Below are 26,394 nucleotides of genomic sequence, written 5' to 3'. Positions count from 1 at the left end.
AGCGTGTGGTGTCCCTCGCTTGCAGGAACGATATGTTTGCGCTCTATGAGGACGATACGCAGAACCAAGATGATTGCGATATCAAAAGCGCGTTTGTCGATGCCTATGCCAACGGTTACCGGGACACCGGGTCAATCATAAGCCCGCCTTGCAATCTCGCGAAGGCGGTACGCAGTGACGACGGGCACTATCATGTCTGTAGTTTTCCGAGCCACGACGATTTGATTGCCTGGTTCTGCAATATTCCGGATAAGGTGCTCAGCGCCAAAATCGCCTACTTCGGCGATCGCGAGATTATCGAGTCAAAACTCGAATCCGCCCAAGCCAAAGGGCAATGCTCCGGAACCGAACCTGAGAAGTCGCCAACCACTTATACCTACGAACCCTATGCCCTGTTAATCAGCAAGGCTGATCCCGATCTCGTCCAGTTCGTTCAGAAACGTGTCTATGAATTCTTCTCTCATCGGAACAAAGCCACGTCCCTCTTTGCTACCTATTTCCCTGGCGCTCAGATGTCGCCCGTGCTGGCTTATCTTTTCCTGTTGAATTCAATCGATGAAGAAAAATATTACCAGGTGCCGTACCTGGAGAACGCCCAGGTGGCGGATACGTCGTCCAGGCAATCAACCAAACCGTGACGGACGATAGGCACCAGAAGCGGTTCCGGGTCGCCGTCGAGAACTTCCTTGGCGGCAATTCGTCGGTCGCCGGCGCCTGCGTCATTCCGGAAAGCGCCACGGCGAGATCGATGCCGTCGGCGGCCGTGGCACGACCGATGTTCGGGAGGCCGTCCTTAGGCATTGGCGGGAAGCTTGGGAGACGCAAAGAAGGTCACCGAGGAGATCGTCAAGGCGATGGAGCACTGAGAGCGGTCATAATTCGCTCGACGCTCTGATCGACGGACAGGGATGCCGTGTCCAGTACTAGATGGGGCCGGTCCCACCGTTCGTAGTGACGGGCTTCGACCTGTTCCCAGCTCGGCTTTGTCAGTCCCTCCATGTCTGTCTGCCGGGTTTCAACACGATTGCGATGCATGTCGACGTCGGAGCACACGACTTCCACCTCTAGAAAGTCGACATCTGCCTGTTCCGCAACATGTCTGTAAGCATCTCGGGTGATTTTCAGCGGGTTGACCGAGTCGACGATGATCACACGATCCGGTCGGAGATTGTCGGCGGCGATCCGGTAGGCCGCCATGTAGCCTGCCGGTCCTACGTCTGTTCTGAAAGGCAGGATGCCGGATGAGCGGATCGCCTGTTCGATCGTGTCGATGCGGAGATACATTGCTCCCAGGCACTCGGCCAGGTGGCGCGCAATCGTGCTTTTGCCGGTTCCGGGAAGGCCTGCGAATATGATGAACATTGGCGAATCGCCTTTCGAGACATCGAGAGAAAAGTCGCTTTTGCCTGCGACCTATTCAAAGCGTGAAAGCCGGTAGGGCGCAAGCAGCGACTGGGAAGCACCGTCGAGGACTTCATTGGCGGCAAATTCGCCGATTGCCGGTGCCAGCGTGATGCCGGAATGGGTCACGGCGAGGTAGAGGCCGTCAACGGCTGACGCTCGACCGATGATCGGGAAACCGTCTTTCGGCATCGGGCGGAAGCCGATTCGGTAGCTGTCGTATTCGAGGCCGTTCGCGTCCGAAAGTCGCGAGGCGAGGTCGTCGAACACAGCGTGCGCGGTGGCTTCGGGGTCCTCACCGGGATCGGTGCCGTTAAACGACGTGGAGGCGACGATATGACCATCGGCAGCCTGGCGCATTTCCATGTCCGGTGCGACGATGATGTGGCGGATGAGCGGCGGGGCCGGTTTCGTGTCCACCAACAGACCGGGCGACGCTGTGAGGGGAACCGTGACGCCGATGGATGCGGCAAGCTCCGGCGTGGCGGCGCCGGCCGCGACGATTACTTCATCGGCGTCGATGGTACCGGCGTCGGTGACGATGCCGGTGACCCGGCCGTTGCGGGCGGAGAGGGCGCGCACCTCAGTGCCTTCAACCAAGGTTGCGCCCGATCTTTCTGCATCGGCAAGCAGGTCGCGGGCGGCGGCGTCCGGCTCGATCATGCCCTCTTCGTCAATCTTCAGCGCCCATTCCGGCGGTTCGGCGATATGCGGCTCAAGCGCTGCGATCTGCGCCCGGCTGATGCGCTCGATCCCGTATCCCCAGGATGAATGCTCGGCTGCAAAATTTTCCAACCCATCCGGCGGCAGGTCATAGCAGATCGATCCGCTCCAGCGCGGCGCGATGCCGGGGACGGATTCGGCCAGCCGCCGCCAGCCGGCCATGGCATGGCGCCTGAGATGGAAATAGGGTTCCGGATTGCCCCAGCTGGCATTGATCCAGGCAAAGGAATTGGGCGTTGCCACGCCGCCTGGCCGGGCGCAACAGACTGTGATCGGCGCACCGCGTCTGGCCAGATGCCAGGCGATGGACGCGCCGATGATGCCGCCGCCGATGACGATGATGTTGGGTTTGGCCATGTCGAATCTCCGCTCTGCTGGCGCAGCATAGCGAAGATTTCGATTGTATCAGAAGCGGTTAATTCGCCACGACCGAACTTCTCGTGCGATCCACGCCGTCACGCGCCGGCTGGTATTTCGGGTCCAGCTGTATCGCGTGCATGTAGGACTTGTAGGCGCGCTTCAAGTCCTTGCGGCGTTCGTAGACCAGCGCCTGGTTGGCCCAGGATTCTGCCAGCGTGCCGTCGAGTTCGATGGCGTGGTTGAAGTCGGCGAACGCGTTATCGTCGTCGCCGGTCGCCAGATAGGAGATACCGCGGCCGTTATAGGGTTCGGGAGAATTGGGCGACAGCGAAATCGCCGAGGAGAAATCCTCGATCGCCTTGGCGTGATTGCCCTTTTTCTGCTCGATCAGACCACGGTTATGGTAGGCGCGCGGATCGGTCGTGTCGAGGCCGATCGCCTGATTATAGTCGGCGAGCGCTTGGTCGAGCTGTCCGGCCTGGCGATAGACATTGCCGCGACCGATAAAGGCGACGTCGTAGCGTGGGCTGAGCTTGAGCGCGGTGGTGTAATCCTGCAGCGCCAGATCCGGCTTGCCCATGTTGCGTTCGATCAGGCCGCGATTGGCATAGGCTTGGTAGAATTTCGGATTGAGTTCGATCGCCTTGTTGAAGTCGTCGAGCGCGTCGCTGAATTCGCCGGCACGGCCATAGGCGGAGCCACGGGTATTGTAGCCTTCCGGATCCGACGGGTTGGAATTGATGACGGCGGTGAGCGAGGCGATGTTCTCTTCCGCGCCCTGCGCCTTGTTGATGCGAATCGTATCGGTGGTGTCGGTGGTGCAGGCTGCAAGGGAGCCGGCAAGCGACAGCAGAATGAGGCCCGTGCGCATCGCGGCAAGCCCGCGTCCGTTGAAAAGGTTGCCCCGGCAATCTGCAGTGCGTTTGTTCATGATCGATCGTCTTCCCGCAAACCGCCCCGGCGGACAGCCAAACTCAATCAAAAAAAGGCGGTGGCGAACCGAATCGCCCCCGCCACTTATCTATCAGATTTCGTCAGAACGACGGCAGATCAACGGGTTGCAGCAGGACGGCCGCCGCTGACTATGCCGCCTTCGCGCTGGGCGCGCTTGCGAGCCAGCTTGCGGACGCGGCGGACAGCTTCCGCCTTTTCGCGGGCGCGCTTCTGAGAGGGCTTCTCGTAGTAATCACGCATCTTCATTTCACGGAAAATGCCTTCGCGCTGCATCTTCTTCTTGAGAGCGCGAAGCGCCTGATCAACATTATTGTCGCGAACCAGTACCTGCACGTGAATCCCGTTCCTTATCTCGAGTTGGAGCCGGAATGGCGAAGATTCCGGAAAACAAAGGTTGCCTTCGCATGGCCGAAGGTCACGCGATTGAGAGAACGCACTACCAGAACCGTCGTTCCAAGTCCAGTGCCGACTTTATATTTTGATGCAAATCCGCTGCATACTCGTCGCAAATCCTGCTACATCCGACTTTAGAGCATGGCGGAGGCGCGCTTTGCAGCGTCGCAAAACGGACGTTGCCAACGTCGTATTTTTGCGATTTGGTCCTGCAACGACATCAGCATCGCTTGACGATAGGGAGCTTCCATCGGATGCGCAAATATTCAGTTTTCGCCATCGCCCGCGAGGCCATGCGTGGCCATACAGGCTGGGAGAAGCAGTGGTCTTCGCCCGAGCCGCGCAAGGACTATGATGTCATCATCATCGGCGCTGGCGGCCACGGCCTCGGTGCCGCTTACTATCTCGCCAAGGAGCATGGCATCACCAATATCGCGGTGATCGAAAAGGGCTGGTTGGGCGGCGGCAATACCGGCCGCAACACCACGATCATCCGCTCGAACTACCTCTATGACGAGAGCATGGATATCTATGAGCATTCGCTGAAGCTCTGGGAGAATCTGTCGCAGGACCTGAACTACAACGTCATGTATTCGCCGCGCGGTGTGATGATGCTGTCGCATACGGTGCATGATCGCCAGACCTTCATGCGCCATGTTCATGCCAACCGCCTCTATGGCATCGACAATGAATGGCTGACGCCGGAGCAGGCGAAGGAATATTGCCCGCCGCTCGATATCGCCGCCGCCGCCCGCTATCCGATCAACGGAGCAGCGCTGCAGCGTCGCGGCGGTACGGCCCGTCACGATGCGGTTGCCTGGGGCTATGCTCGCGCGGCTTCGGATCGCGGCGTGCATGTCATCCAGAATTGCGAAGTCACCGGCATCCGCCGTGGCCCCGATGGCGCCGTGACCGGCGTCGACACGTCCAAGGGCTTTATCGGCGCCAAGAAGGTGGCGGTGTCGGCCTCGGGCCACAACACCGTGCTGATGGCGATGGCCGACGTGCGCGTGCCGCTGCATTCCAATCCGCTGCAGGCACTGGTTTCCGAGCCGATGAAGCCGATCTTCCCCTGCGTGGTCATGTCCAACACCGTGCATGCCTATATCTCCCAGTCCGACAAGGGCGAACTGGTGATCGGCGCCGGCACCGACCAATATGTCTCCTATTCTCAGACCGGCGGCCTGCAGATCATCACCCACACGCTCGATGCCATCTGCGAAATCTTCCCGATCTTCCGGCGGGTGAAGATGATGCGCCAATGGGGCGGCATCACCGACAACACCCCGGACCGTTCGGCAATCCAGTCGAAGACGCCGGTCAAGCATCTCTATGTCAATTGCGGCTGGGGAACGGGCGGCTTCAAGGCGACGCCGGGTTCGGCGCATCTCTTCGCCCACCTGATCGCCAAGGACGAACCGCACCCGCTGGCCGCCGGCCTGACGCTCGACCGCTTTACCAGCGGCCGGTTGATCGACGAAGCCGCCGCCGCGGCTGTGGCGCACTGAACGAGGTCTCCGACAATGCTGCTCATCTACTGCCCCTATTGCCAGGAAGACCGTTCGGAACTCGAGTTCCGCGGCGCCGGCGACGCGCATATCGACCGCCCGCAGAACATCACTGAAATCTCCGACGAGCAATTCGCCGAATATTTCTTCATGCGTGACAATCCCAAGGGCCTGATCTTCGAACGCTGGCGGCATATCCATGGCTGCGGAAAATTCTTCCGCGCCATCCGCCACACCGTGACGGACAAGTTTGTCATGACCTACAAGCAGGAAGAGCCGCGGCCTGATGAGGCGACTATCGAAGCCCGGCTTGCAGGAGGCGCAAAATGAGCGGAGCCAATCGTATTGCCGGCAAGGGCCGGTTGACGCCCGCCAAGACGGCGCGCTTCACCTATGACGGCCGTGTGCTCGGCGCGTTGGAAGGCGACACCGTCGCCTCGGCGCTGCTCGCCAACGGCATCCATCTCGCCGGCCGCTCGTTCAAGTACCACCGGCCGCGCGGCATCCTGACCGCCGGTCCGGAAGAGCCGAATGCGCTGTTCGATATCTCCCGTGACGCCGCTCGCGCCCAGCCGAATGTCCGCGCTACGGTGCAGGAAGTGTTCGACGGCATGAAGGTCAAGTCGCAGAACCGCTGGCCGTCGCTGGCCTTCGATGTCGGCGCGGTCAACAACCTGCTGTCGCCGTTCTTCGCCGCCGGCTTCTACTACAAGACCTTCATGTGGCCGAAATCGGCCTGGAAGAATGTCTATGAGCCGCAGATCCGCAAGGCGGCCGGCCTCGGCGAAGCGCCGAAGGAAGGCGATCCGGATCACTATGCCGGCCGCTATGCGCATTGCGACGTGCTGGTCGCTGGCGGCGGCGTCGCCGGCATTGCTGCGGCGCTGGCCGCGGCCGAAGCCGGCGCCAGCGTCATCCTCGCCGATGAGCGGCCGACCTTGGGCGGTGCGCTGCACTTCGATGCCGGCGTGACCATCGACGGCCAGGACGGCTATGCCTGGGCGCAGGCGATGGGCGCCAAGCTCGCCGCCATGCCGAATGTCCGGGTGCTGACCCGTACGACAGTGTTCGGTTATTATGAGCACAATTTCCTCGGCCTTGCCGAGCGCGTCACCGACCATCTCGCCAATCCCGACAAGCATCAGCCGCGCGAGCGGCTCTGGCAGGTGCGCGCCAAGCGCGTCGTTCTTGCCACCGGCGCGATCGAGCGGCACATGGTGTTCGACGGCAATGACCGGCCGGGCATCATGCTGGCGTCGGCCGCACGCACCTATCTCAACCATTATGGCGTCGCCATCGGCGCCAAGGTCGGCGTCTATACGGCGCATGATTCGGCCTATGAGGCAGCCTTCGATCTCAAGGCGGCCGGCGTGCAGGTTCCCGTCATCGTCGACAGCCGCGACCGGCCCGGTGAAGAAGTGCTCGCCAAGGCGCGTTCGCTCGGCATCAATGTCATGACCGGTTCCGCGGTCATCGGCACGTCCGGCAGCCTGCGTATCAAGTCGATCGAGGTGGCACGCCGGGGCATGCGGCAGGGCGAGAAGATCGCCGTTGACGCGCTGATCGTCTCCTCCGGCTGGACACCTGCTGTGCATCTCTTCTCGCAGTCGCGCGGCAAGCTCGCCTTCGATGGTGAGAACCAGCGCTTCCTGCCCGGCACCAACCATGAGAACAGTTTTTCGGTCGGCGCCTGCAACGGCACGGATTCGATCGAGGCTGCCATCCAGGAAGCGCTTGGCGCCGGCGAATTGATGGCGCGTGCGACCGGTAGTGACAAGCCGGTATCGCTCTCCATCTCGGCCAGCCAGCCTTTCGCCTGGACCGGCGGCATGGCGGGTGCGGCGGAAGGTGCAGGCCCCGACAACACGACGGCCAAGGCCTTCGTCGACTTCCAGCACGACGTCACGGCCAAGGACATCCGGCTTGCGGTGCGCGAAGGCATGCACTCGATCGAGCACATCAAGCGCTTCACCACCAATGGCATGGCGACCGACCAGGGCAAGCTCTCCAACGTCCATGGCCTGGCGATCGCAGCAGAATCGCTCGGCAAGCCGATCCCCGAAGTGGGTCTCACCACCTTCCGCGCACCCTACACGCCGGTGACCTTCGGCACGCTGGTCAGCCATTCGCGCGGTGCGCTGTTTGACCCGGCCCGCAAGACACCGATCCATAACTGGTCGGTGGCGCAGGGTGCGGTGTTTGAGGATGTCGGCAACTGGAAGCGCGCCTGGTTCTATCCGAAGCCGGGCGAGGACATGCATCAGGCCGTCGACCGCGAATGCACGACGGTCCGTACGATTGCCGGCGTGTTCGACGCCTCGACGCTCGGCAAGATCGAGGTCGTCGGGCCGGATGCGGCCAAGTTCATGAACCTGATGTACACCAACAGCTGGGACAATTTGAAGCCGGGCCGCTGCCGCTATGGCATCATGCTGCGCGAAGACGGTTTCGTCTATGACGACGGCGTCGTCGGTCGGTTGGCGGAAGACCGTTTCCATGTGACCACGACGACCGGCGGTGCGCCGCGCGTCATGCACCATATGGAAGACTATCTGCAGACGGAATTCCCGCATCTCGACGTCTGGCTGACCTCGACCACCGAACAGTGGGCGGTCATCGCCGTGCAGGGGCCGAAGGCGCGCGAGATCATTGAGCCGCTGCTCGAGGGCATCGATCTATCGGCCGAGGCTTTCCCGCATATGAGCGTGGTGGAAGGCAAGATCGCCGGCGTGCCGACGCGGCTCTTCCGCATGACCTTTGCCGGCGAGCTCGGCTTCGAAGTCAACGTGCCGGCTGATTACGGCCAGTCGGTGATGGAAGCGATCTGGGAGCGCGCGGGACCCCTGGGCGCTTGCGCCTATGGCACCGAGACGATGCACATCCTGCGCGCCGAGAAAGGCTATATCATCGTCGGCCAGGATACCGACGGCACGGTCACGCCCGATGATGCCGGCCTTTCCTGGGCGGTGGGCAAGAAGAAGGCTGACTTTGTCGGCATTCGCGGCCTGAAGCGTCCGGACATCGTCCGCGAAGGCCGCAAGCAGCTCGTCGGCCTGCGCACCAAGGATCCGAAGGTGGTGCTCGACGAAGGCGCGCAGATCGTCGCCGATCCGAACCAGCCGAAGCCGATGAAAATGCTCGGCCACGTCACCTCGTCCTATTGGTCGGAAAATCTCGGCCATTCGATTGCACTGGCGCTGGTCGCCGGCGGACGGTCGAAAATGGGCCAGACGCTTTACGTGCCGATGCCGGACCGGGTGATCCCGGTCGAGGTTTGCGACATGGTGTTCTATGACAAGGAAGGAGGCCGGATCAATGGCTGAAGCAGTCCGTAAATCGCCGCTCTCCCATGCTGCCGCAGGTTCTGCTACAGTGCGTATCGACCTGCTGCCGGCGGCGGCCCGCGCCGCGTTGCGCGCCAAGCCGGATGCGGTCGGTGCGCTCTCCAGTGCGCTTGGCGTCACGCTGCCGACGCAGCCGAAGCATTCGTCTGCGAGCAACGACAGGCATGCGCTGTGGATCGGGCCGGACGAATGGTTCCTGATCGGGCCAGACGGCACCGATTTTGTCGCTCTTGCCGGCAATTCCGGCGTGCTGCATTCGGCGGTCGATATCTCGCACCGCAATGTCGGCATCCTCGTCACCGGCGCAGGTGCGGCCGCCGCGATCAATGCCGGCTGCCCGCATGATCTCTCGGAAGCTTCGTTCCCGGTCGGCGCCTGCGCCCGCACCGTGCTCGGCAAGATGGAGATCATCCTCTACCGGACGGCTCAAGATGTTTATCGCGTCGAATGCTGGCGCTCGTTCGCCGAATATTGCTTCGGCATGCTGGCCGAGGGCGCGGCGGACGCCGCTCTCTAAGCTTTGAGAACCGGATACCATGCGCTATGTTCCTGGTGGATATAGCGCATGGTGGATTGATCGATGGCCAGTATTCCCTTTCCTCTTCATCTTGAGCCGGAGCTGCAGCGTCGACTCGAAGAGGTTGCGCGGGACGAAGATGTTTCAGTTGCGGCGATGGCTGCGCAAGCGATCGAAACTTTCCTCGACAATCGAGAGTATAAGCGGCGAGAAATTGCGGCTGCTATTGCCGAAGCGGACAGGGGAATATTCATTTCGTCGGAAGCCATCGAGCGATGGATGGCTTAGTGGTGCACAGACAACGAATTGCCACTTCCCGAACCGGATATTTTTCCAGATCAAGGAAATGATAAAGCGACGAAATAGGGCTATTGCCAGCCCTTCCAATCCACCCATCGGCCGTGGAAATCGCCGCGGCCAACTTCCTGCTTCTCTCCCGTTGGCCAAATCTGCAGAGTGAGCGACGCGCCCTCCGGCTTGCCGTCGGCCTCCAACTGCAAACGCGCCAGAGGCGCATCCTCCGTTGCTCTTTCGCCAGCCTCGGCGATTAGCCGCTCACCTTCAGCCTGCAAGGCCTTCGGCAGATATTGCCAGGCGATGGTATTGAAGATCGCATGCACCGCGCCGGGTTGGATGAACTCCAGCCGGGTTTTCAACCAGTCGATGGCGTCGGCCTTGTCGATATTGAGGCCGTAGGCGGCGGCAAGGTCGAGGGCGGCGCGAGTGCGGGCGAGGCGGTCCGCCTGGTCGGCCCAGATATAGGAGAGCATACGCAGGCGGTGCTCGGGGTTGGCGGCGTCGACCGGGTTGAGGTCGCAGCCGGCGCGATCCTGTACGGTCAGGGACGCGGAGGGCAGGGGTGCGCCGCGCCATTCCGGGGCGATGACGACGGGCGAATTCGGATCGCCCCAGGTCGCATCGCCGAGGCGGTAGAAATAGCGATCCCATTGCAGGTTAAGGCCGGCGCTGGAGCCCACTTCCGACAGCACCAGCGGTTTGCCGAAGCGGGCGGCGAGTGTCAGGAAACCGGGCAGTAATGCGCCTGAGCGGCGCACTTCGTTGGTTTGCGGCGCTGACTTCAGGCGCTCGAGGATGAAATCGGAATGCGCCGTTAAAGCGTGGTGGATGGCTGCCCAGAGCGCATCGTCATCGCTTTCGGATGGTGGATAGGCGGCGGAAAGAAGACCGTCGCCGCCCTGCAGCACGAGTGCGTGCAAACAGCCGGCGATGCGCAACGGCACGGAATCGGCCGCGGGGGAGGGATCGCCTTCCCATCCGAGAATGGTGGTTCCTACCGGATTGTCGGCTTCGAGCCGTTCGGCCAGCAGGCGGCAGACACGGGCGGTGAAGGGCGAGCCCAGGCTGTCGCAGGCCTTTGCCTGGCCGAGGAATGCGGCGCGGATATCGTAAGGCATTCAGCCCTCCTTGATCTGCTCTTGTGCTATACGCAGTTTCACATGCGCTCATCGCCGAGGCTATGACGGCGGTCATCAATTTTCGTCCGCAAAACGATCACTACGGGCCGTTTCGAGCCGTGCGGCGCTTGAGCGCTAATCGAGCCTGCCGGCAAAAATCGACACCGAGCGCGCGACGACCGTCATGCCGGTACCAAGCACGACCTTCCAGTTCCGCGCCCCGCCTGGCAGATGAATGAGCTTGTCGTCGCGGGTCCGGTTGAAGGCGATGGCGAGCCGGCAGAGTTCGTTGGCTTCGCGGTCGACGGTTTTCAGCGACATCAGCAGATAGCCGTTGCCGGGTGCATCCCAGTCCCAGACCTGCATCGGCATGCCTGATGGCGACAGCCATTCCACATCCTGGTCCGTCAGGAATCGGGTGCTGGAAAAAATGTCGAAGCGCCGGCGGATGGCCGAGAGCGTGGCGGCATGATCCTCGATCTCGATATCCCGCTCAGCCCAGTTGAGCCAGGTCAGCGGATTGTCCTGCGCATAGGCATTGTTGTTGCCGTCCTGGCTGCGGCCGAATTCGTCGCCGGCCGTCAGCATGATCGCGCCGCGGCTGGCAAACAGCGTCGACAGCAAGGCCTTCACATCGCTGCGGCGATGGCCTTTGATCAAGGGATCGCTGGTCTTGCCTTCGGCGCCATTGTTCCAGGAATAGTTCTCATTGTGGCCATCGCGGTTCTGCTCGCCGTTCAGCGCATTGTGCTTGGCATTGAAGGACACGAGATCGAGCAGGCTGAAACCGTCATGGGCGGCGATGAAATTGACCGTGCGGGTCGCGGTGCCGCCGTGACGAGAAAAGGTGCTGGAGGAGCCGGCGAGCAGGGAGGCGAGATCGCCGATCTTATGATCATCGCCACGCCAGAACATCCGCATGTCGTCGCGCGCGCGGTCGTTCCATTCGAGAAAGCCCTCGGGGAAATTGCCGAGTTGATAGCCGCCGGGACCGATATCCCAGGGTTCGGCGATCAGGACACGGTCGGCCAGCAGTGCATCCTCGCGCATCGTCGCCAGCACGGCGGCATCCGGATGGAAGCCATGCGGGCCGCGACCGAGGATTGGGGCGAGGTCGAAGCGGAAGCCGTCTACGCCGCAATATCGGACAAAGTGCCGGAGCGTATCGAGCACCAGTTCGCGCACCGGGCGATGGTCGCAGGCGAGCGTATTGCCGGTGCCGGTGTCGTTGACCAGCCCGCCCGGCTCGCCCTGCGGATGACGATAATATGTGAGGCTGTCGATGCCGCGCATCGAGATGATCGGCCCGAATTTGTCGCTTTCGCCGGTATGATTGAAGACGAGGTCGAGAATGGTGCCGATGCCATGCGCATGCAGCGCTGCGACAGCTTCCGCCAGTTCGCGTACGCCACCGGGGCAGAGGCGCGGGTCGAGCGCCATCATGGCGACGGGATTGTAACCCCAGCTGTTGCGCAGGTTGAGCGGTGGCAGATGCCGCTCGTCGATCCAGGCGGTGATCGGCATCAGTTCGACGGCCGAGACGCTGAGTTTCCGGAGATGGGCGATGATGGCCGGGTGGCTCAGCGCCCGCACGGTGCCGCGCTCGGCTTCGGGGATGTCGGGATGCTGCATGGTCAGGCCGCGGACATTGACCTCGTAGATCAATCCGCCGGTCTGGAAATGCGGTGCGTGATGCGGAATCGGGTTGCATTGCCTGGCAATCGATTTCGGAACCACGGCGGCCGTGTCGGCGCCGAACTGCGACAGGATTGGGTCGTAGTGAAAAGGTCTGTCGAGCTCCACCGCATAGGGGTCGACAAGCAGTTTCGACGGATCGAACCAGAGCCCGCGTTCCGGCGCCCAATCGCCATGGGCACGATAGCCGTAATGTGTTCCCGTCCGTGCGCCGTCGACCGATAAATGCCAGACGTGATCGTTACCCACCGTCATCGGCAATCGCGAGAGCTCAAGGCCGCCATTGTCCTCGTAGAGGCATAGATCGATTGCCCTCGCATATCGGGACCGGATGGAGAAATCGATGCCGCGAGAAGTGATCGTCACGCCAGGCTTGGCTTGGGGCATGGGGGAGACTTTCGATTGGAACGATTCGGCACAACGTATGGCGGAAACAAGAAAACGTTATTTCAGGCGAAACCGACAGCCCCAATTAGGAAATTCCTGTGCGTCGCGGTGTCGATGATATTAGAAAGAAGCCAAGAAGGAGCGGTACATGGAGATGGAGCCGAAGAGTGAGGTGATCGTTCATGCTGAAACGCGCGACGGCGTTAGCCTGCCGGTGATCGATGTCACGCATCCGCGTTTCCACGTACCTGATGACGCGGCCGGCCGGCCGGCTCTGGAAGAAGCGTTCGTGCGCAGCGAGCGGCGCAACCGCCTGATCCCGGGTTTTGTCGTGCGCTGGATGCTGAAGTCGGCGGTGCAGAAATCGAAGCTGCTGGCTGCACTCTTCGGCGGCCGGGAAAGCTTTCTCGACGGCATCACCACCTATGTGATGAAGCTCGGTGCTGACAATCTCGTGCCGCCTTATGACGCGCCGATCGACCGACGTTTCGCCGCCTCGCCGCATGCAACCTATCTCAGGCTGAGAACGCAGCAGATGGCGGAGCTGATGGCCGACGGGCTAATACCCAATCTTCGCCCCGATGCACGGCCGCTGCATATCATCAATATTGCCGGTGGGCCGACGATCGATACGCTCAACGCGCTGATCATTCTCAAGCGGCGTAACCCGGTATTGCTGGCACGCAAGATCGCGATCCATGTGCTGGATCAGGACGATGCTGGTCCATTCTTTGGGCGCAATGCGCTTGCGGCGCTGCAAGCGGAGAACCGGGCTCTCGCCAGCCTCGATATTGCCTTCGACCATCGCGCTTACGACTGGAACGATGTCGTTCTTCTCGGTGAGCTCATCGCGGACTGTATCGGGCGGAATGCGATCATTGCCGCCTCCACGGAGGGTGGCCTGTTCGAATATGGCAGCGACCAGGCAATCATCGACAATCTCAAGATCTTGGCTGCCGATGGCAAAGGTGTTCGTTTCGTCGTCGGATCGGTGACGCGCGACGACGAGCAGCGCCGGAAACTGCTCGCACAAAGCCGCATCAAGCTGATCTTGCGCGGGCTGGAGGGCTTTTCCCCTCTGGCGGCAAAGGCTGGGTTTGGCATCCGAGACAGCCGTCCGACGATCTGGAGCGACCAGGTCGTTCTTTCGCCAATAGAAAATTAGTATTTACTAAATAATTTGAACCTGCCGGGCAGTCAGTTAGCTTTTGTCAAAACTTGCCTGTGAATATTAGGATTCCAGTAAGTCAACTATAGGAAGCTCTTCTTTGTTAAATACCATTTTCGTGAGCAGCCGATGGTGGCAGAGGCAATGACGAGCGATCGGGGGACCGCCCTGGATATTGACGACCTTATTCTGCAGCTTTCACTGGCGCGTGGTTTCGACGAAGTCACGGCGATCGTCCGCAGCGGCGCGCGGCCGCTGGTCGGTGCGGATGGCGTCACCTTCGTGCTGCGCGATGGCGACAAATGCTTCTATGCGGACGAGGATGCGATCGGGCCGCTGTGGAAGGGCCAACGTTTCCCGCTGGAAAGCTGCATTTCGGGCTGGTCGATGCTGCACAAGGAAGCGGTGGTCATCGAGGATATCTATGCCGATCAGCGCATTCCGCACGCAGCTTATCGGCCGACTTTCGTCAAAAGCCTTGTCATGGTTCCGGTGCGGCGCGACGATCCGGTGGGCGCGATCGGTTGCTATTGGGCGTCGCATCATCGGCCGTCGAACAGCATCATTCGCATCCTGCAGCGCATCGCCAACAGTGCTGCGGTGGCGATGACCAATATCGCGCTTGCCAATTCGTTGCGCGCTGCGCGCGACGAGGCGATCCGCGCCAAGGATGCCATGGTGATGGCGATGGCGGATCTGGCCGAGGCGCGCGACAACGAGACCGGCAACCATATCCGTCGCACGCAGCACTATGTCCGCGCGCTGGCCGAGGCCTGCCTAGCGCGGGGTGTCTATGCGGGAGAACTCGATTCCGAGACGATTGCGCTGCTCTACAAGTCAGCGCCGCTGCATGATATCGGCAAGATCGCCATTCCCGACGCCATCCTGCGCAAGCCGGGCAAGCTGACGGGCGACGAATTCGCCATCATGAAGACGCATGCCATGCTCGGCGGGCGCGCCATCGCCAACGCCCAGAATAATCTCGGCGTCGACTCCGGCTTCCTGCATGTTGCCGGACAGATCGCCGAGACGCATCACGAGAAATGGGATGGTTCCGGTTATCCGAACGGATTGAAAGGCAGCGAGATTCCGCTCGCCGGCCGGCTGATGGCGATCGCCGACGTCTACGACGCGCTGATTTCGGAGCGGGTCTACAAGCCGGCAATGCCGCATGAGGAGGCGGTGAGCATTATCCTTGCGGAACGCGGCCGGCATTTCGATCCGAAACTCGTCGATGTGTTCGCCGAGATTGAGGGACGTTTCGCCAAAATCCAGGCGAATTTCGGCGATTCAATATCGCGTGCAGCCTGAGACGGTCAGGAGCGAAGTGCCCTCTCAGCTTACATGAACACGAGCGTGGGCAACCGATTTTAAGTCTCTCTTGCGGTCATTTCTCCTGCCAATTCGCCGATCATCGAACGCAACCACCTGTGGGCTGGGTCGTGACGATAGCGAACGTGCCAAGCCATTTGCACAGGGAAGGTGCCGAGGTCGACGGGCGTCGGAAGCACTTTCAGGCGCGGATCCTGCTCCAGCTTCTGACAGATCAGGCGCGGCAGCGTTGCGCAGTAGTCCGTGACGGCAAGCATCTCGGGGACGGCGAGAAAGTGCGTCACGGAAACGGCAACCTCCCGTTTGAGGTTATGCTGCCCCAACGCCTGGAAGAGGCCTGCGCGCAGCCGGCCCGGCGGGAGAACGTTCACATGCTTTAGGCTCTCAAACTGCTCTCGGGACATACGATCTCCGATCTCGGGATGATCGGCGCGCACCACACAGGCAAGCCCGTCATCCATAAGATGCTGAACGACAAGGTTATCCGGTGGATCGACAATCCGGCCAAGCACCATGGCCGTCGTCCCTGAAATGACGCCGGTCTCGGCGAGATCATTTCCGAATGGCGTCATGCGGAGCTTAATGCCCGGCGCCCGCTCGCGCATTCTCGCGGCCAGTGCCGGCATCAAAACAAGTTCCACGTAGCTGTTGGGAGCAAGCGTGAACAGGCGCTCGGCGTTTGCCGGCTGAAACTCCTGCTGGTTCGAAACGAGATCGTCGAGTTGCGCCAGCGCTGCTTCGATTGTCGGGGCGATCTCTTCTGCCAGTTCTGTCGGCTTTATGCCGTATCTTTCTCGGATGAACAGCGGGTCACGCAGGGTTTCGCGCAGGCGGTTCAGCGAATTGGACAGTGCCGGTTGCGTGATGCCCAGCCGCGCTGCGGCCCGCGTCACGCTCCGCTCTTCCATCAGGGCCAGGAAAACCGGGAGCAGGTTCAGATCGTATCTCATTGAGATATAATTTCATGTGAATATCTAAAATCAAAGAAATAAATTTCCGAAATATGTCGGCCGATGCCATTGTCACCACATCGAAAAGCCGCTGCGGCTGAACGAACTCCAAATCAACCGGCTGCCACGCCCATGGCACCATCTCACGGAAGGATCTGGCAATGAAAGTCCTCATCGTACTCACTTCGCACGACACGCTCGGCGACACCGGCAGGAAGACCGGCTTCTGGCTCGAAGAGCTGGCAGCGCCCTACTACGTCTTCAAGGATGCCGGCGCCGAGATCACTCTCGCCTCGCCGAAAGGCGGCCAGCCGCCTCTCGACCCGAAGAGCGATGAGCCGACGTTCCAGACCGACCTGACGCGGCGCTTCAACGGCGACAAAGCGGCCAAGGCGCAGCTGGCAGAGACTGTGCGCCTGGATAGCATCAACCAGAAGGACTTCGATACAGTCTTCTACCCCGGCGGCCACGGCCCTTTGTGGGATCTGGCCGAAGATCGGAATTCGATCGAACTGATCGCATCCTTCGTTGCGGTTGGCAAACCGGTCGCTTTGGTTTGCCATGCGCCGGGTGTTCTGCGTCATGTGACAAAACCCGACGGCAGCCCCTTCGTTCAGGGACGCTACGTCACCGGCTTCACCAATTCCGAGGAAGAAGCTGTGGGCCTCACAAAGGTCGTGCCGTTCCTGGTCGAGGACGAGTTGATCGGTCTCGGCGCGGTCTTCTCCAAAGTCAAGGACTGGGGTGTGCATACAGTGGTCGATGGCCAGCTCATCACCGGTCAGAATCCGGCCTCATCGAGTGAAGCAGCGGAGGCACTGATTGCTGCTCTGGGCCGGATGAAGACCAGGACTGCCTGAGCGTGCCGAAACGCCGCGATCCGCCGACGGCTCGCGTCGGCGGATCATCTTCAAAAGCCGGAGTTTGTGACGTCCTCCCCTGTTCCAACAATACTGCTGTAACAGCGAGATTTCCGTACATCGAAGCGTCAGGTTATCACGCTCGGCGTGTCGCGTCCCGTCCTCGACTTGATGCCGGCGATCTGGTCTGCCACGGCGATCAGGTCGGCCAGCGCCTGCTGCGTGTCGAGGTCGTGGCGCGAGGCGTCGGGCTCGTAGCGCTCGATATAGACGCGCAGCGTCGCCCCGGACGTGCCGGTGCCTGACAGGCGGAAGACGACGCGGCTGCCGCCTTCGAAGAGGATGCGGATACCCTGGTGCTCGGACACGGAATGGTCGACCGGGTCGTGATAGGCGAAGTCGTCGGCGGTCTGGACCGTCAGCTCACCGAATTTCTGGCCGGGCAGGGTGGCGAGCTGGCTGCGCAGATTGTCCACCAGGCCATTGGCCGCTCCGGTCTCGATTTCCTCGTAGTCGTGGCGCGAATAATAATTGCGGCCGAAGGCGGCCCAATGCTTGGTGACGATGTCCTTGGCGCTCTCGTTGCGCACCGCAAGGATATTGAGCCAGAGCAGCACGGCCCAGAGGCCGTCCTTTTCGCGCACGTGGTTGGAACCGGTGCCGGCGCTTTCCTCGCCGCAAATCGTCGCCATACCGGCATCGAGCAGGTTGCCGAAGAATTTCCAGCCGGTCGGCGTCTCGTAGATGCCGATGCCGAGCTTTTCAGCAACGCGGTCGGCCGCACCCGAGGTCGGCATCGAGCGGGCGATGCCGGCAAGCCCTTTGGCATAGCCGGGAGCGAGGTGAGCATTGGCCGACAGCATGGCAACGCTGTCGGACGGGGTGACGAAAATGCCTTTGCCGATGATCAGGTTGCGGTCGCCGTCGCCATCCGAGGCGGCGCCGAAATCCGGCGCGTCCGGCCCCATCATCTCGTCATAAAGGTCCTTGGCATGGACGAGGTTCGGGTCGGGGTGGTGGCCGCCGAAATCCGGCAGCGGCACGAAATTGCGCACCGAACCCTTGGCGGCACCGAGACGGTTTTCGAGGATCTCCTTGGCATAGGGACCGGTGACCGCGCTCATCGCGTCGAAGACGACGCGAAAGCCGGAGCCGATCTTGGCCTTGATCGCCGGGAAATCGAACAGTGTCTCCATCAGCGCCGCATAATCCTCGACCGGATCGAAGACATGGACTTCCATGTTTTCCAGCGACTTCATGCCCGGGACGTCGATGTCGATATCGGGGGCGTCGGAAATCTGGTATTTGTCGATCTGCTTGGAGAGGGCGAAGATCGCGTCGGTGATCTTCTCCGGCGCCGGGCCACCGTTTTCGGCATTGTACTTGATGCCGAAATCCTCGGTCGGGCCGCCGGGATTGTGCGAGGCGGACAGGATGATGCCGCCGAAGGCCTTGTATTTGCGGATGATGTTGGATGTCGCCGGCGTCGAGAGGATGCCGCCGCGGCCGACCATGACCTTGCCGAAGCCGTTGGCGGCCGCCATCTTCAGCACGATCTGGATGACTTCGCGGTTATAGTAGCGGCCGTCGCCGCCGAGCACCAGCGTCTGGCCGAGATAGCCTTCGAGGGAGTCGAAGATCGATTGCACGAAGTTCTGCACATAATTGGGCTGCTGGAAATGCGGCACCTTCTTGCGCAGGCCTGATGTGCCCGGCTTCTGGTCATTGTAGGGTGTGGTCGAGACGGTGAGGATCATGGCGGTCAAACCCTGCTGATGAGATTCTGGTAGAGGCTGGCATATTGGCGGGCACTGGCGCCCCAGGAGACGTCGGATTTCATCGCCGCCTTCTGAATCTGCGCCCAGGTCTTCTGGTCCGCGTAGAGCCGGAAAGTACGGCGCAGCGCGTCGCGCAGGCCATCGGAGGTGACGGGGGAGAACTCGATGCCGGTCGCGACCTTGGCGGTAACCGCAGCACCATTGGCGTCGATAATCGTGTCGGCGAGCCCGCCCGTATGGCCGACAACCGGAAGGCAGCCATAGCGCAGGCCATAGAGCTGGGTCAGCCCGCAGGGCTCGAAGCGTGACGGCACGAGGATGGCATCGGCACCGGCCTGCATCAAATGTGACAGCGGCTCGTCATAGCCGACGACCATGCCGACGCGGCCGGGATGGCGCGTCACCGCCGCCTGCAACGCCTCTTCGAGCGCTGCGTCGCCGGAGCCGAGTATAGCGAGGCTACCGCCATTGGCGACGATATAGTCGATATTGTCGACGACGAGATCAATGCCCTTCTGCCAGGTGAGCCGCGAGACGATGCAGAAGATCGGCCCAGCGCCAGGGGTGAGCCCCACGCGGGTCGCGAGCGCCTTGCGGTTTTCCTCGCGGCGTTTGAGCGAGGAGGAATTGTAGTTGGCGACGATGTGCCGGTCGTTTTCCGGATCCCAGATCTGGTCGTCTATGCCGTTGACGATGCCGGTGAGATCGGCAGCGCGGGCGGCGATCAAGCCTTCGAGACCCATGCCGAATTGCGGCTCGGTGATCTCGATCGCATAGGTAGGGCTCACGGTGGTCAGCGCCCAGGCGGTGCGCAGCCCACCCTTGAGATAGCCGACATCGCCATAATATTCGAGGCCGTTGACGTTAAAGGCATCCGGCGGCAGTTCCAGCTGGGGGAAAATCGCAGACGAAAACTGGCCCTGGAAGGCGATGTTGTGAATGGTGATCACCGACGGCACGCGGCCGCCGGCGGCGCTGTATTTCAGATAGATCGGTGTAATTGCCGCCTGCCAGTCATGGACATGGATGAGGTCCGGTAACCAGGCAGGATCCAATCCGTTGGCGATGTCGGCGCCGATATAGGAGAGTGCGGCGAACCGCCGCCAATTGTCGACATGGTCGAGGCCCGCTGCGTCGGTATAGGGGCCGCCCGGCCTGTCGAAATAGGCCGGCGCGTCGAGGATATAGAGATCCAACCCGGCGTGCTGGGTAAAGAGCACGCGCGCCGGTTCGCCCAGAAGCCAGGTCAGATCGGCGATGACTTTCGTCTCGCCGATCTTGGCCATGACGGAAGGATAGCCGGGCAGAAGCGTCCGCATCTCGACGCCGAAAGGCGTGAGCGCGAGCGGCAGCGCGCCCGCGACATCCGCGAGCCCTCCGGTCTTGATCAGCGGAAAGACTTCCGAGGCGACGGACAGGACTTTCATGATTTCAGCCCAGTTTGTCGATCATGGCCTGGGTGATGAGGCAGATGCCGGATTCGGTGCGGCGGAAGCGCTTGGCATCGAGTTCGGGATCCTCGCCGACGACCAGGCCTTCCGGGATGATGACGCCCCGATCGACGACGACCTTGCTCAGCCGCGCGTGGCGATTGACGATCACTTCCGGCAGGACGACCGCGTGGTCGAGGCTCGAATAGGAATTTACCCGGCAACCGGTCGACAGCATCGTGCGATGGACGGATGCACCGGAAATGATGCAATTGCCCGAGACAAGCGAGGAGATGGCGGTGCCACGGCGGCCGTCGATATCATGGACGAATTTGGCCGGCGGCGTGATCTCGGAATAGGTCCAGATCGGCCACTGGACGTCGTAAAGATCGAGTTCCGGCACGACATCCGTCAGGTCGATATTGGCTTGCCAATAGGCATCGACGGTTCCGACGTCGCGCCAATAGGCCTCCGTCTCCATCTCCGCCTTGACGCAGGATTGGCTGAAACGGTGGGCGACGGCTTTGCCGTTCTTGACGATATAGGGGATCAGGTCCTTGCCGAAGTCGCGTGAGGAGTTCGGGTCGGCGGCGTCGCGCCGCAGGAGGTCGACGAGGAACTTGGTGTGGAAGATGTAAATGCCCATCGAAGCGAGCGCCATGCTCTCGTTGCCGGGAATGCCGGGCGGGTCGGCGGGCTTTTCGACGAAGTCGATGATCACGTCCTTGTTGTCGACATGCATGACACCGAAGGCCACAGCCTCCATGCGCGGCACTTCCAGGCAGCCGATGGTGACGTCGGCGCCGGAATTGACGTGCTGGCGCAGCATCAGTTCGTAGTCTTGCTTGTAGATGTGGTCGCCGGCGAGGATGACCATGTATTCCGGATTATGCGGAACGATGATGTCGATGTTCTGGTAGACGGCGTCGGCCGTGCCTTCATACCACTGCGTCTCGGAGACGCGCTGGGAGGCGGGCAGGATATCGAAACTCTCATTACGCTCGGGGCGGAAGAAGTTCCAGCCGCGCTGCAGGTGGCGGATCAGCGAATGCGCTTTATACTGAGTGGCGACGCCCATGCGGCGGATGCCGGAATTCAGTGCATTGGAAAGCGCGAAATCGATGATGCGCGTCTTGCCGCCGAAATAAACTGCGGGCTTGGCGCGTCTGTCCGTCAGTTCCTTGAGACGGCTGCCGCGTCCACCGGCCAGCACATAAGCCATGGCATCGCGCGCCAAAGGCTGGAGTCTTCTTTCTGCCATTTTATTTCCTCCCAGTGATCGTTACGCGTACTCATACGGGCTCCAGCCAGATCGTGCCGAGCGGCGGCAGGACGAGTGTCCCGACGATCCGTCCGGATGGCTGTCTATGGGCGGTCACTTCCCCAAGATTGCCTTTTCCTGAACCGCCATAGGTTTCGGCATCCGTATTGATGATTTCACGCCATTTGCCTTCCATCGGCAAGGGCACGTCGTAATTGTCGCGCTCGACAGGCGTGAAATTGGTGATCACGGCCACTGGTTTCTCGCCCGGTGCCTTGCGGATCCAGGCATAAACCGAATTTTCGTGGTCGTCGGCGATCATCCATTCAAAGCCTTCGCCCTCGCAGTCGCGGGCATGCAGGGCCGGCTTGGTTTTGTAGAGCTGATTGAGATCGCGCACGAGACGGCGCATGCCGTCGTGGTTGGGGAAATCGAGCAGGTTCCAGTCGAGCGAGCGCGATTCCGACCATTCGTTCCACTGGGCGAATTCCTGGCCCATGAACAACAGCTTCTTGCCGGGATATCCCCACATGAAGCCGTAATAAGCGCGCAGATTGGCGAATTTCTGCCACTGGTCGCCGGCCATTTTGGTGATCAGCGAGCCCTTGCCATGCACGACTTCGTCATGGGAAAGCGGCAGGACGAAATTCTCCGACCAGGCATAGAGCAGGCCGAATGTCAGTTCATTGTGGTGATGCTTGCGGTGGATCGGGTCACGCTTGAGATATTCGAGCGTGTCATGCATGAAGCCCATGTTCCACTTGAAGCCGAAACCCAGGCCGCCGTCATAGACCGGCGCGGAGACCTTCGGCCAGGAGGTGGATTCCTCGGCTATGGTCAGGATGCCGTGATGCGAGCCGTAGAGATGGCGGTTCATGTCCTTGAGGAATTCCACCGCCTCGAGGTTTTCGCGGCCACCGTATTTGTTGGGAATCCACTCGCCTTCCTTGCGCGAATAATCGAGGTAAAGCATGGAGGCGACGGCATCGACACGCAGGCCGTCGATGTGGAATTTTTCGGCCCAGTAGAGCGCGGAATTGATCAGGAAGCTTACGACTTCGGTGCGGCCGAAATTGTAGATGGCGGTATTCCAGTCGGGGTGAAATCCCTGGCGCGGGTCCTCATGCTCGTAAAGCCCGGTTCCGTCGAAATGCCGAAGCCCGTGCTGGTCCACCGGAAAATGCGCCGGCACCCAGTCCATCAGGATCGAGATGCCCGCCTTGTGAGCGCCGTTGACGAAACGTGAAAAGGCTTCCGGCTCGCCGAATCGGGCGGTGGGCGAGAACAGGCCCGTCGTCTGATAACCCCAGGACGGGTCGAAAGGGTGCTCAGTGATCGGCATGAATTCGATATGGGTGAAGCCCATTTCGACGCAATAGGGGATGAGCAGGTCGCCGAGTTCGTCCCAGGTCAGCATCGCGTCGTCGGGGCCACGCCGCCAGGAGGCGGGGTGGACTTCGTAGATCGAGATCGGCTGGCGGCGGGCATCGATGGTGGACCACCATTCGCGATGTGCCGCATCCTCCCATTCCTGTTCGATCTCCGGCGTGGTCAGCGAAGCTGTCTTCGGTCTGAGCTCCGATTTGCGTGCGTAGGGATCGGCTTTCAGCGGCAGCAGCGTGCCGTCGCGGGCGAGGATTTCATATTTATAGGTCTCGCCACCGCCAATGCCGGGAACGAAGATTTCCCAGACGCCGCTGTCGCTGCGGAAGCGCATGACATGCCGGCGGCCGTCCCAGTTGTTGAAGCTGCCGACGACCGAGACCCGGGCGGCATTCGGCGCCCAGACGGCAAAATGAAAGCCTTCCGCACCTTCATGCTCGATCGGATGGGCGCCCATCTTGTCGAACAATCTCAGATGCGAGCCTTCGCGCAGATAATAGTCGTCCATCGGCCCGAGCACGGGGCCGAAGGAATAGGGATCGACCACATCCCATTCGCCGACGGCGTTTTTCGCGTGGTAACGGAGTGGTTGCCGTGCCTTGACGGAGAGCAGCCCCTCGAAGAAGCCGGCACCGTCGCGACGGGGAATCGAGCCGAGATCTTCACCCTTCAGCGTATAGGCGGTGATCTGCTCGGCGCCGGGGACGAACGCGCGGACGACGAATTCCTTGCCGAATTCATGCAGGCCGAGCACGGCGAACGGATTGGCATGCACGCCCGCGACGATCGCGGCCACCTCTTCATCGAAGATGCGGAAATCCTTGACCTTGGCTGGCTTCTTGGCGGCATTGTCTGCCGCCGCGTTTGCGTCAGGCGTGGCGCCTCCGTTCGCATCTGCTTCCGACTTTACCGTCCTGCGATCGGCCTTGCCCGCCTCGATACTCATCCCGCCCTCCAGATTTCCTTGGCATATTGCCGGATTGTCCGATCAGAGGAAAACCATCCCATGCGCGCTGTGTTCCGGATTGTTTTTGCATACCAGCTTTTTTCATTCTCCCAGGTGCGATCAATCTCGCGCTGGGCCTTGGTATAGGCATCGAAATCACCCGCCACCATGAACCAGTCGTGCTGGTAGAGGCCGTCGACGAGGCTGGCGAAGCGGGTTGGGTCATCGGGCGAGAAGACGCCCGAAGCAATGGCGTGCAGTGCTTGCGACAGGTCGCGCGAGCCTTCGATGATGGCCCGCGGATTGTGGCCTTCGGCGCGTGCCGCGGCGACTTGTTCTGCGGTCATGCCAAAAATCTGGATATTGTCTGCGCCGACGTAGTCACGCATTTCGACATTGGCGCCATCGAGCGTGCCGATGGTGAGCGCGCCGTTGAGGCCGAACTTCATGTTGCCGGTGCCGGAGGCTTCCATGCCGGCGGTCGAGATCTGTTCGGAAAGGTCGGCCGCAGGCACGAGCACTTCGGCGAGCGAGACATTGTAGTTCGGCACGAAGACGACTTTGAGCAGGCCACGCACCGCGGGGTCGGAATTGACGACACGGGCGACGTCATTGGCGAGCTTGATGATCAGCTTGGCGTTGTGATAGCTCGGCGCCGCCTTGCCGGCGAAGATTTTCACCCGCGGCACCCAGTCCTGCTCGGGACGGGAGCGCATCTGGTCGTAGAGCGACACGGCCTCGATGATGTTGAGGAACTGACGCTTATATTCGTGGATGCGCTTGACCTGGATGTCGAACATGGCCGACGGGTCAAGCTTCAAGCCCATACGGCTCTGGATGAGCTGGGCGAGGCGGACCTTGTTGTCGCGCTTGACGGCGGCGAACTTCTTCTGGAATTCGGCGTCTTCGGCGAAGGCATTGAGGCTCTGCAGTGCCTCGGTATCGTCGAGGAACTTGTCGCCGATCGTTTCGCGCAGCAGCTTGACCAAGCTAGGATTGCACTGGTTGAGCCAGCGGCGGGGGGTGATGCCGTTGGTCTTGTTGTTGATGCGGTCCGGATAGAGCCGGTGCAGGTCGGCGAACACCGTGACCTTCATCAGGTCGGTATGCAGTGCCGAAACGCCGTTGATCGAGTGCGAGCCGATGAAGGCGAGATTGCCCATGCGCACGCGGCGGTCGCCGCTTTCGTCGATCAGCGAGATGGCACGAATCTGCGGATCGCTGAAATTCTTGGCCTTGCGGGCTTCGAGCAGCACTTTGGCATTGATGCCGTAGATGATCTGCATATGGCGCGGCAGCAGGCGCTCGAACAGCGGCACCGGCCAGGTTTCCAGTGCTTCCGGCAGGAGCGTATGGTTGGTGTAGGAGACCGTCTTGTGGGTAATTTCCCAGGCTGCATCGAATTCGAAGCCGTGGACGTCGCAGAGAAGGCGCATCAGTTCAGCGACGGAGACGGCCGGATGTGTGTCGTTGAGCTGGATCGCAACCTTTTCGTGGAGGTTTTCCAGCGTGTTGTATTGCTGGCGATGGCGGCGGAGGATGTCCTGCAGCGAGGCCGAGGAGAAGAAGAATTCCTGCCGGAGCCTGAGTTCCTGGCCGGCGGGCGTTGCGTCGGCGGGGTAGAGCACGCGCGCCAGGCTCTCGGCCTTGTTGCTTTCGCGCAGCGCGCCGATATGGTCGCCGGCATTGAAGGCGGCGAGCAGGATCGGGTCGATCGGCTGGGCCGTCCAGAGGCGCAGCGTGTTGACGCGATTGCCGCGCCAGCCGACGATCGGCGTGTCATAGGCCATGGCGATGACGCGCTCGGCCGGCTTCCAGACGTAACGAGCCTCGCCATCCTGAGCGAGCACGGATTCGACGGCGCCGCCGAAGCCGACTTCATAGGCGCTTTCGCGGCGCTCGAACTCCCAGGGATTGCCGTGGGCAAGCCAGGTTTCCGGCAGTTCCACCTGCCAGCCGTCAGCGATCTGCTGGCGGAACAGGCCGTGGACATAGCGGATGCCATAGCCATAGGCGGGGATATCCGTCGTCGCCATCGATTCCATGAAGCAGGCGGCGAGGCGGCCGAGACCGCCATTGCCGAGTGCTGCGTCGGGTTCAAGCGCCGCGACGACGTCGAAGTCGACGCCGAGCATTTTCAGCGCTTCACGCAGTTCGTCCATCAGGCCGAGATTGGAAACAGCGTCGCGCGTCAGCCGGCCGATCAGGAATTCCAGCGAGAGATAGTAGACACGCTTGCCCTCGCTCTCATACGTGCGGCGGGTGGACTCCATCCAGCGGTCGATCACCCGGTCGCGAATGACCAGGATGGCAGCGGTCAGCCAATCATGCGGCTTGGCCACGGTGGCATCCTTGCCAATGCGGTAGGTCAGGCGCTCGACAATGTCTTCGGCCAGGGTCGCGGGATCGGACAGTCTTTCCGGCGGCTTCGGGATTTCGACTTTCTCTGCAGAGGTTTTCATTGTGAGCTCAATTACTTCGGGGGTTGACGATCGGCGGGCACGCTGGACAAATCGCCACCGCGTCTCGCGAGATTTGCACCGTTCAAAAAGACATGCAACGGTTTATTCCATCCACCGCTGAAAACAG

The 26,394-nt window shown here is 61.3% G+C and carries 20 protein-coding genes and 1 pseudogene; 9 read left to right on the top strand and 12 right to left on the bottom strand.

Features of this window, described 5'->3' with window-relative positions; genetic code table 11:
• Positions 1–638 (top strand): annotated as a pseudogene (locus AC1D06_RS24900) (hypothetical protein); the annotation flags it as partial.
• A 208-nt stretch (positions 639–846) separates the two neighbouring features.
• Here AC1D06_RS24900 and AC1D06_RS24895 read toward each other — a convergent pair.
• From AC1D06_RS24895 to rpsU, 4 genes are all read right to left on the bottom strand, one after another.
• Positions 847–1,362, bottom strand: a complete 516-nt coding sequence (locus tag AC1D06_RS24895) for a P-loop nucleotide/nucleoside kinase family protein (RefSeq protein WP_477988489.1) — start codon at positions 1,360–1,362, stop codon at positions 847–849.
• Between the two features lie 51 nt (positions 1,363–1,413).
• A complete protein-coding gene (locus AC1D06_RS24890) occupies positions 1,414–2,481 on the bottom strand; it encodes an NAD(P)/FAD-dependent oxidoreductase (protein WP_477988488.1) in 1,068 nt (355 codons plus the stop codon).
• A gap of 58 nt (positions 2,482–2,539) precedes the next feature.
• Positions 2,540–3,415 carry a tetratricopeptide repeat protein gene (locus AC1D06_RS24885; protein ID WP_477988486.1) on the bottom strand — a complete coding sequence of 292 codons (876 nt, stop codon included), beginning with the start codon at positions 3,413–3,415 and terminating at the stop codon, positions 2,540–2,542.
• A 119-nt stretch (positions 3,416–3,534) separates the two neighbouring features.
• Positions 3,535–3,771: a 30S ribosomal protein S21 gene (rpsU, locus tag AC1D06_RS24880; protein ID WP_477988485.1), complete on the bottom strand. Its 237-nt coding sequence runs from the start codon at positions 3,769–3,771 to the stop codon at positions 3,535–3,537.
• A gap of 314 nt (positions 3,772–4,085) precedes the next feature.
• Here rpsU and AC1D06_RS24875 point away from each other — a divergent pair, with 314 nt between their 5' ends.
• From AC1D06_RS24875 to AC1D06_RS24855, 5 genes are all read left to right on the top strand, one after another.
• The gene (locus AC1D06_RS24875; RefSeq protein WP_477882218.1) at positions 4,086–5,339 is read left to right on the top strand and encodes a sarcosine oxidase subunit beta family protein; all 1,254 of its coding nucleotides are present in this window, start codon (positions 4,086–4,088) and stop codon (positions 5,337–5,339) included.
• A 15-nt stretch (positions 5,340–5,354) separates the two neighbouring features.
• Entirely contained in the window at positions 5,355–5,669 is a 315-nt protein-coding gene (locus AC1D06_RS24870; RefSeq protein ID WP_477988483.1) for a sarcosine oxidase subunit delta, read from the top strand.
• Positions 5,666–8,662: a sarcosine oxidase subunit alpha gene (locus tag AC1D06_RS24865; RefSeq protein ID WP_477988482.1), complete on the top strand. Its 2,997-nt coding sequence runs from the start codon at positions 5,666–5,668 to the stop codon at positions 8,660–8,662. Before AC1D06_RS24870 ends, AC1D06_RS24865 begins: the two co-directional genes overlap by 4 nt.
• Positions 8,655–9,200, top strand: coding sequence for a sarcosine oxidase subunit gamma (locus AC1D06_RS24860; protein WP_477988481.1), 546 nt, complete (start codon positions 8,655–8,657; stop codon positions 9,198–9,200). Before AC1D06_RS24865 ends, AC1D06_RS24860 begins: the two co-directional genes overlap by 8 nt.
• Before the next feature lie 63 nt (positions 9,201–9,263).
• Positions 9,264–9,488: a hypothetical protein gene (locus tag AC1D06_RS24855; RefSeq protein WP_477988480.1), complete on the top strand. Its 225-nt coding sequence runs from the start codon at positions 9,264–9,266 to the stop codon at positions 9,486–9,488.
• 80 nt (positions 9,489–9,568) lie between these two features.
• Here AC1D06_RS24855 and AC1D06_RS24850 read toward each other — a convergent pair whose 3' ends face one another.
• Entirely contained in the window at positions 9,569–10,615 is a 1,047-nt protein-coding gene (locus AC1D06_RS24850; RefSeq protein WP_477988479.1) for a DUF2332 domain-containing protein, read from the bottom strand.
• Positions 10,616–10,750: 135 nt separating this feature from the next.
• The gene (gene glgX / locus AC1D06_RS24845) at positions 10,751–12,697 is read right to left on the bottom strand and encodes a glycogen debranching protein GlgX (RefSeq protein ID WP_477988478.1); all 1,947 of its coding nucleotides are present in this window, start codon (positions 12,695–12,697) and stop codon (positions 10,751–10,753) included.
• A 148-nt stretch (positions 12,698–12,845) separates the two neighbouring features.
• Between glgX and AC1D06_RS24840 the strand changes: the two genes are divergently transcribed.
• Entirely contained in the window at positions 12,846–13,862 is a 1,017-nt protein-coding gene (locus AC1D06_RS24840; protein WP_477988477.1) for a hypothetical protein, read from the top strand.
• 147 nt (positions 13,863–14,009) lie between these two features.
• On the top strand, positions 14,010–15,176 hold the full coding sequence (locus AC1D06_RS24835) for an HD-GYP domain-containing protein (RefSeq protein ID WP_477988476.1): 1,167 nt from the start codon (positions 14,010–14,012) through the stop codon (positions 15,174–15,176).
• Between the two features lie 59 nt (positions 15,177–15,235).
• Here the strand turns inward: AC1D06_RS24835 and AC1D06_RS24830 are convergent, their stop codons facing one another.
• Positions 15,236–16,147: a LysR family transcriptional regulator gene (locus AC1D06_RS24830; protein WP_477988474.1), complete on the bottom strand. Its 912-nt coding sequence runs from the start codon at positions 16,145–16,147 to the stop codon at positions 15,236–15,238.
• Between the two features lie 161 nt (positions 16,148–16,308).
• On the opposite strand from AC1D06_RS24830, the gene AC1D06_RS24825 reads away from it, so the two are divergent.
• A complete protein-coding gene (locus AC1D06_RS24825; protein WP_477988473.1) occupies positions 16,309–17,007 on the top strand; it encodes a type 1 glutamine amidotransferase domain-containing protein in 699 nt (232 codons plus the stop codon).
• Between the two features lie 128 nt (positions 17,008–17,135).
• Here the strand turns inward: AC1D06_RS24825 and AC1D06_RS24820 are convergent, their stop codons facing one another.
• From AC1D06_RS24820 to AC1D06_RS24800, 5 genes are read right to left on the bottom strand one after another with little or no spacing between them, the layout of a single operon-like run.
• Positions 17,136–18,764, bottom strand: a complete 1,629-nt coding sequence (locus AC1D06_RS24820; RefSeq protein ID WP_477988472.1) for an alpha-D-glucose phosphate-specific phosphoglucomutase — start codon at positions 18,762–18,764, stop codon at positions 17,136–17,138.
• A gap of 5 nt (positions 18,765–18,769) precedes the next feature.
• Positions 18,770–20,212: a glycogen synthase GlgA gene (gene glgA, locus AC1D06_RS24815; protein WP_477988471.1), complete on the bottom strand. Its 1,443-nt coding sequence runs from the start codon at positions 20,210–20,212 to the stop codon at positions 18,770–18,772.
• 4 nt (positions 20,213–20,216) lie between these two features.
• Entirely contained in the window at positions 20,217–21,476 is a 1,260-nt protein-coding gene (glgC, locus tag AC1D06_RS24810; RefSeq protein WP_477882244.1) for a glucose-1-phosphate adenylyltransferase, read from the bottom strand.
• Positions 21,477–21,507: 31 nt separating this feature from the next.
• Entirely contained in the window at positions 21,508–23,805 is a 2,298-nt protein-coding gene (glgB, locus tag AC1D06_RS24805) for a 1,4-alpha-glucan branching protein GlgB (protein ID WP_477988470.1), read from the bottom strand.
• Positions 23,802–26,267, bottom strand: coding sequence for a glycogen/starch/alpha-glucan phosphorylase (locus AC1D06_RS24800; RefSeq protein WP_477988469.1), 2,466 nt, complete (start codon positions 26,265–26,267; stop codon positions 23,802–23,804). Before AC1D06_RS24800 ends, glgB begins: the two co-directional genes overlap by 4 nt.
• Positions 26,268–26,394: the final 127 nt, after the last annotated feature.

It is taken from the genome of Rhizobium sp. P2_G2 (assembly GCF_056403555.1).
Note: the sequence above shows the minus strand (reverse complement) of the source record. Positions and strands in the feature narration are given on the sequence as shown.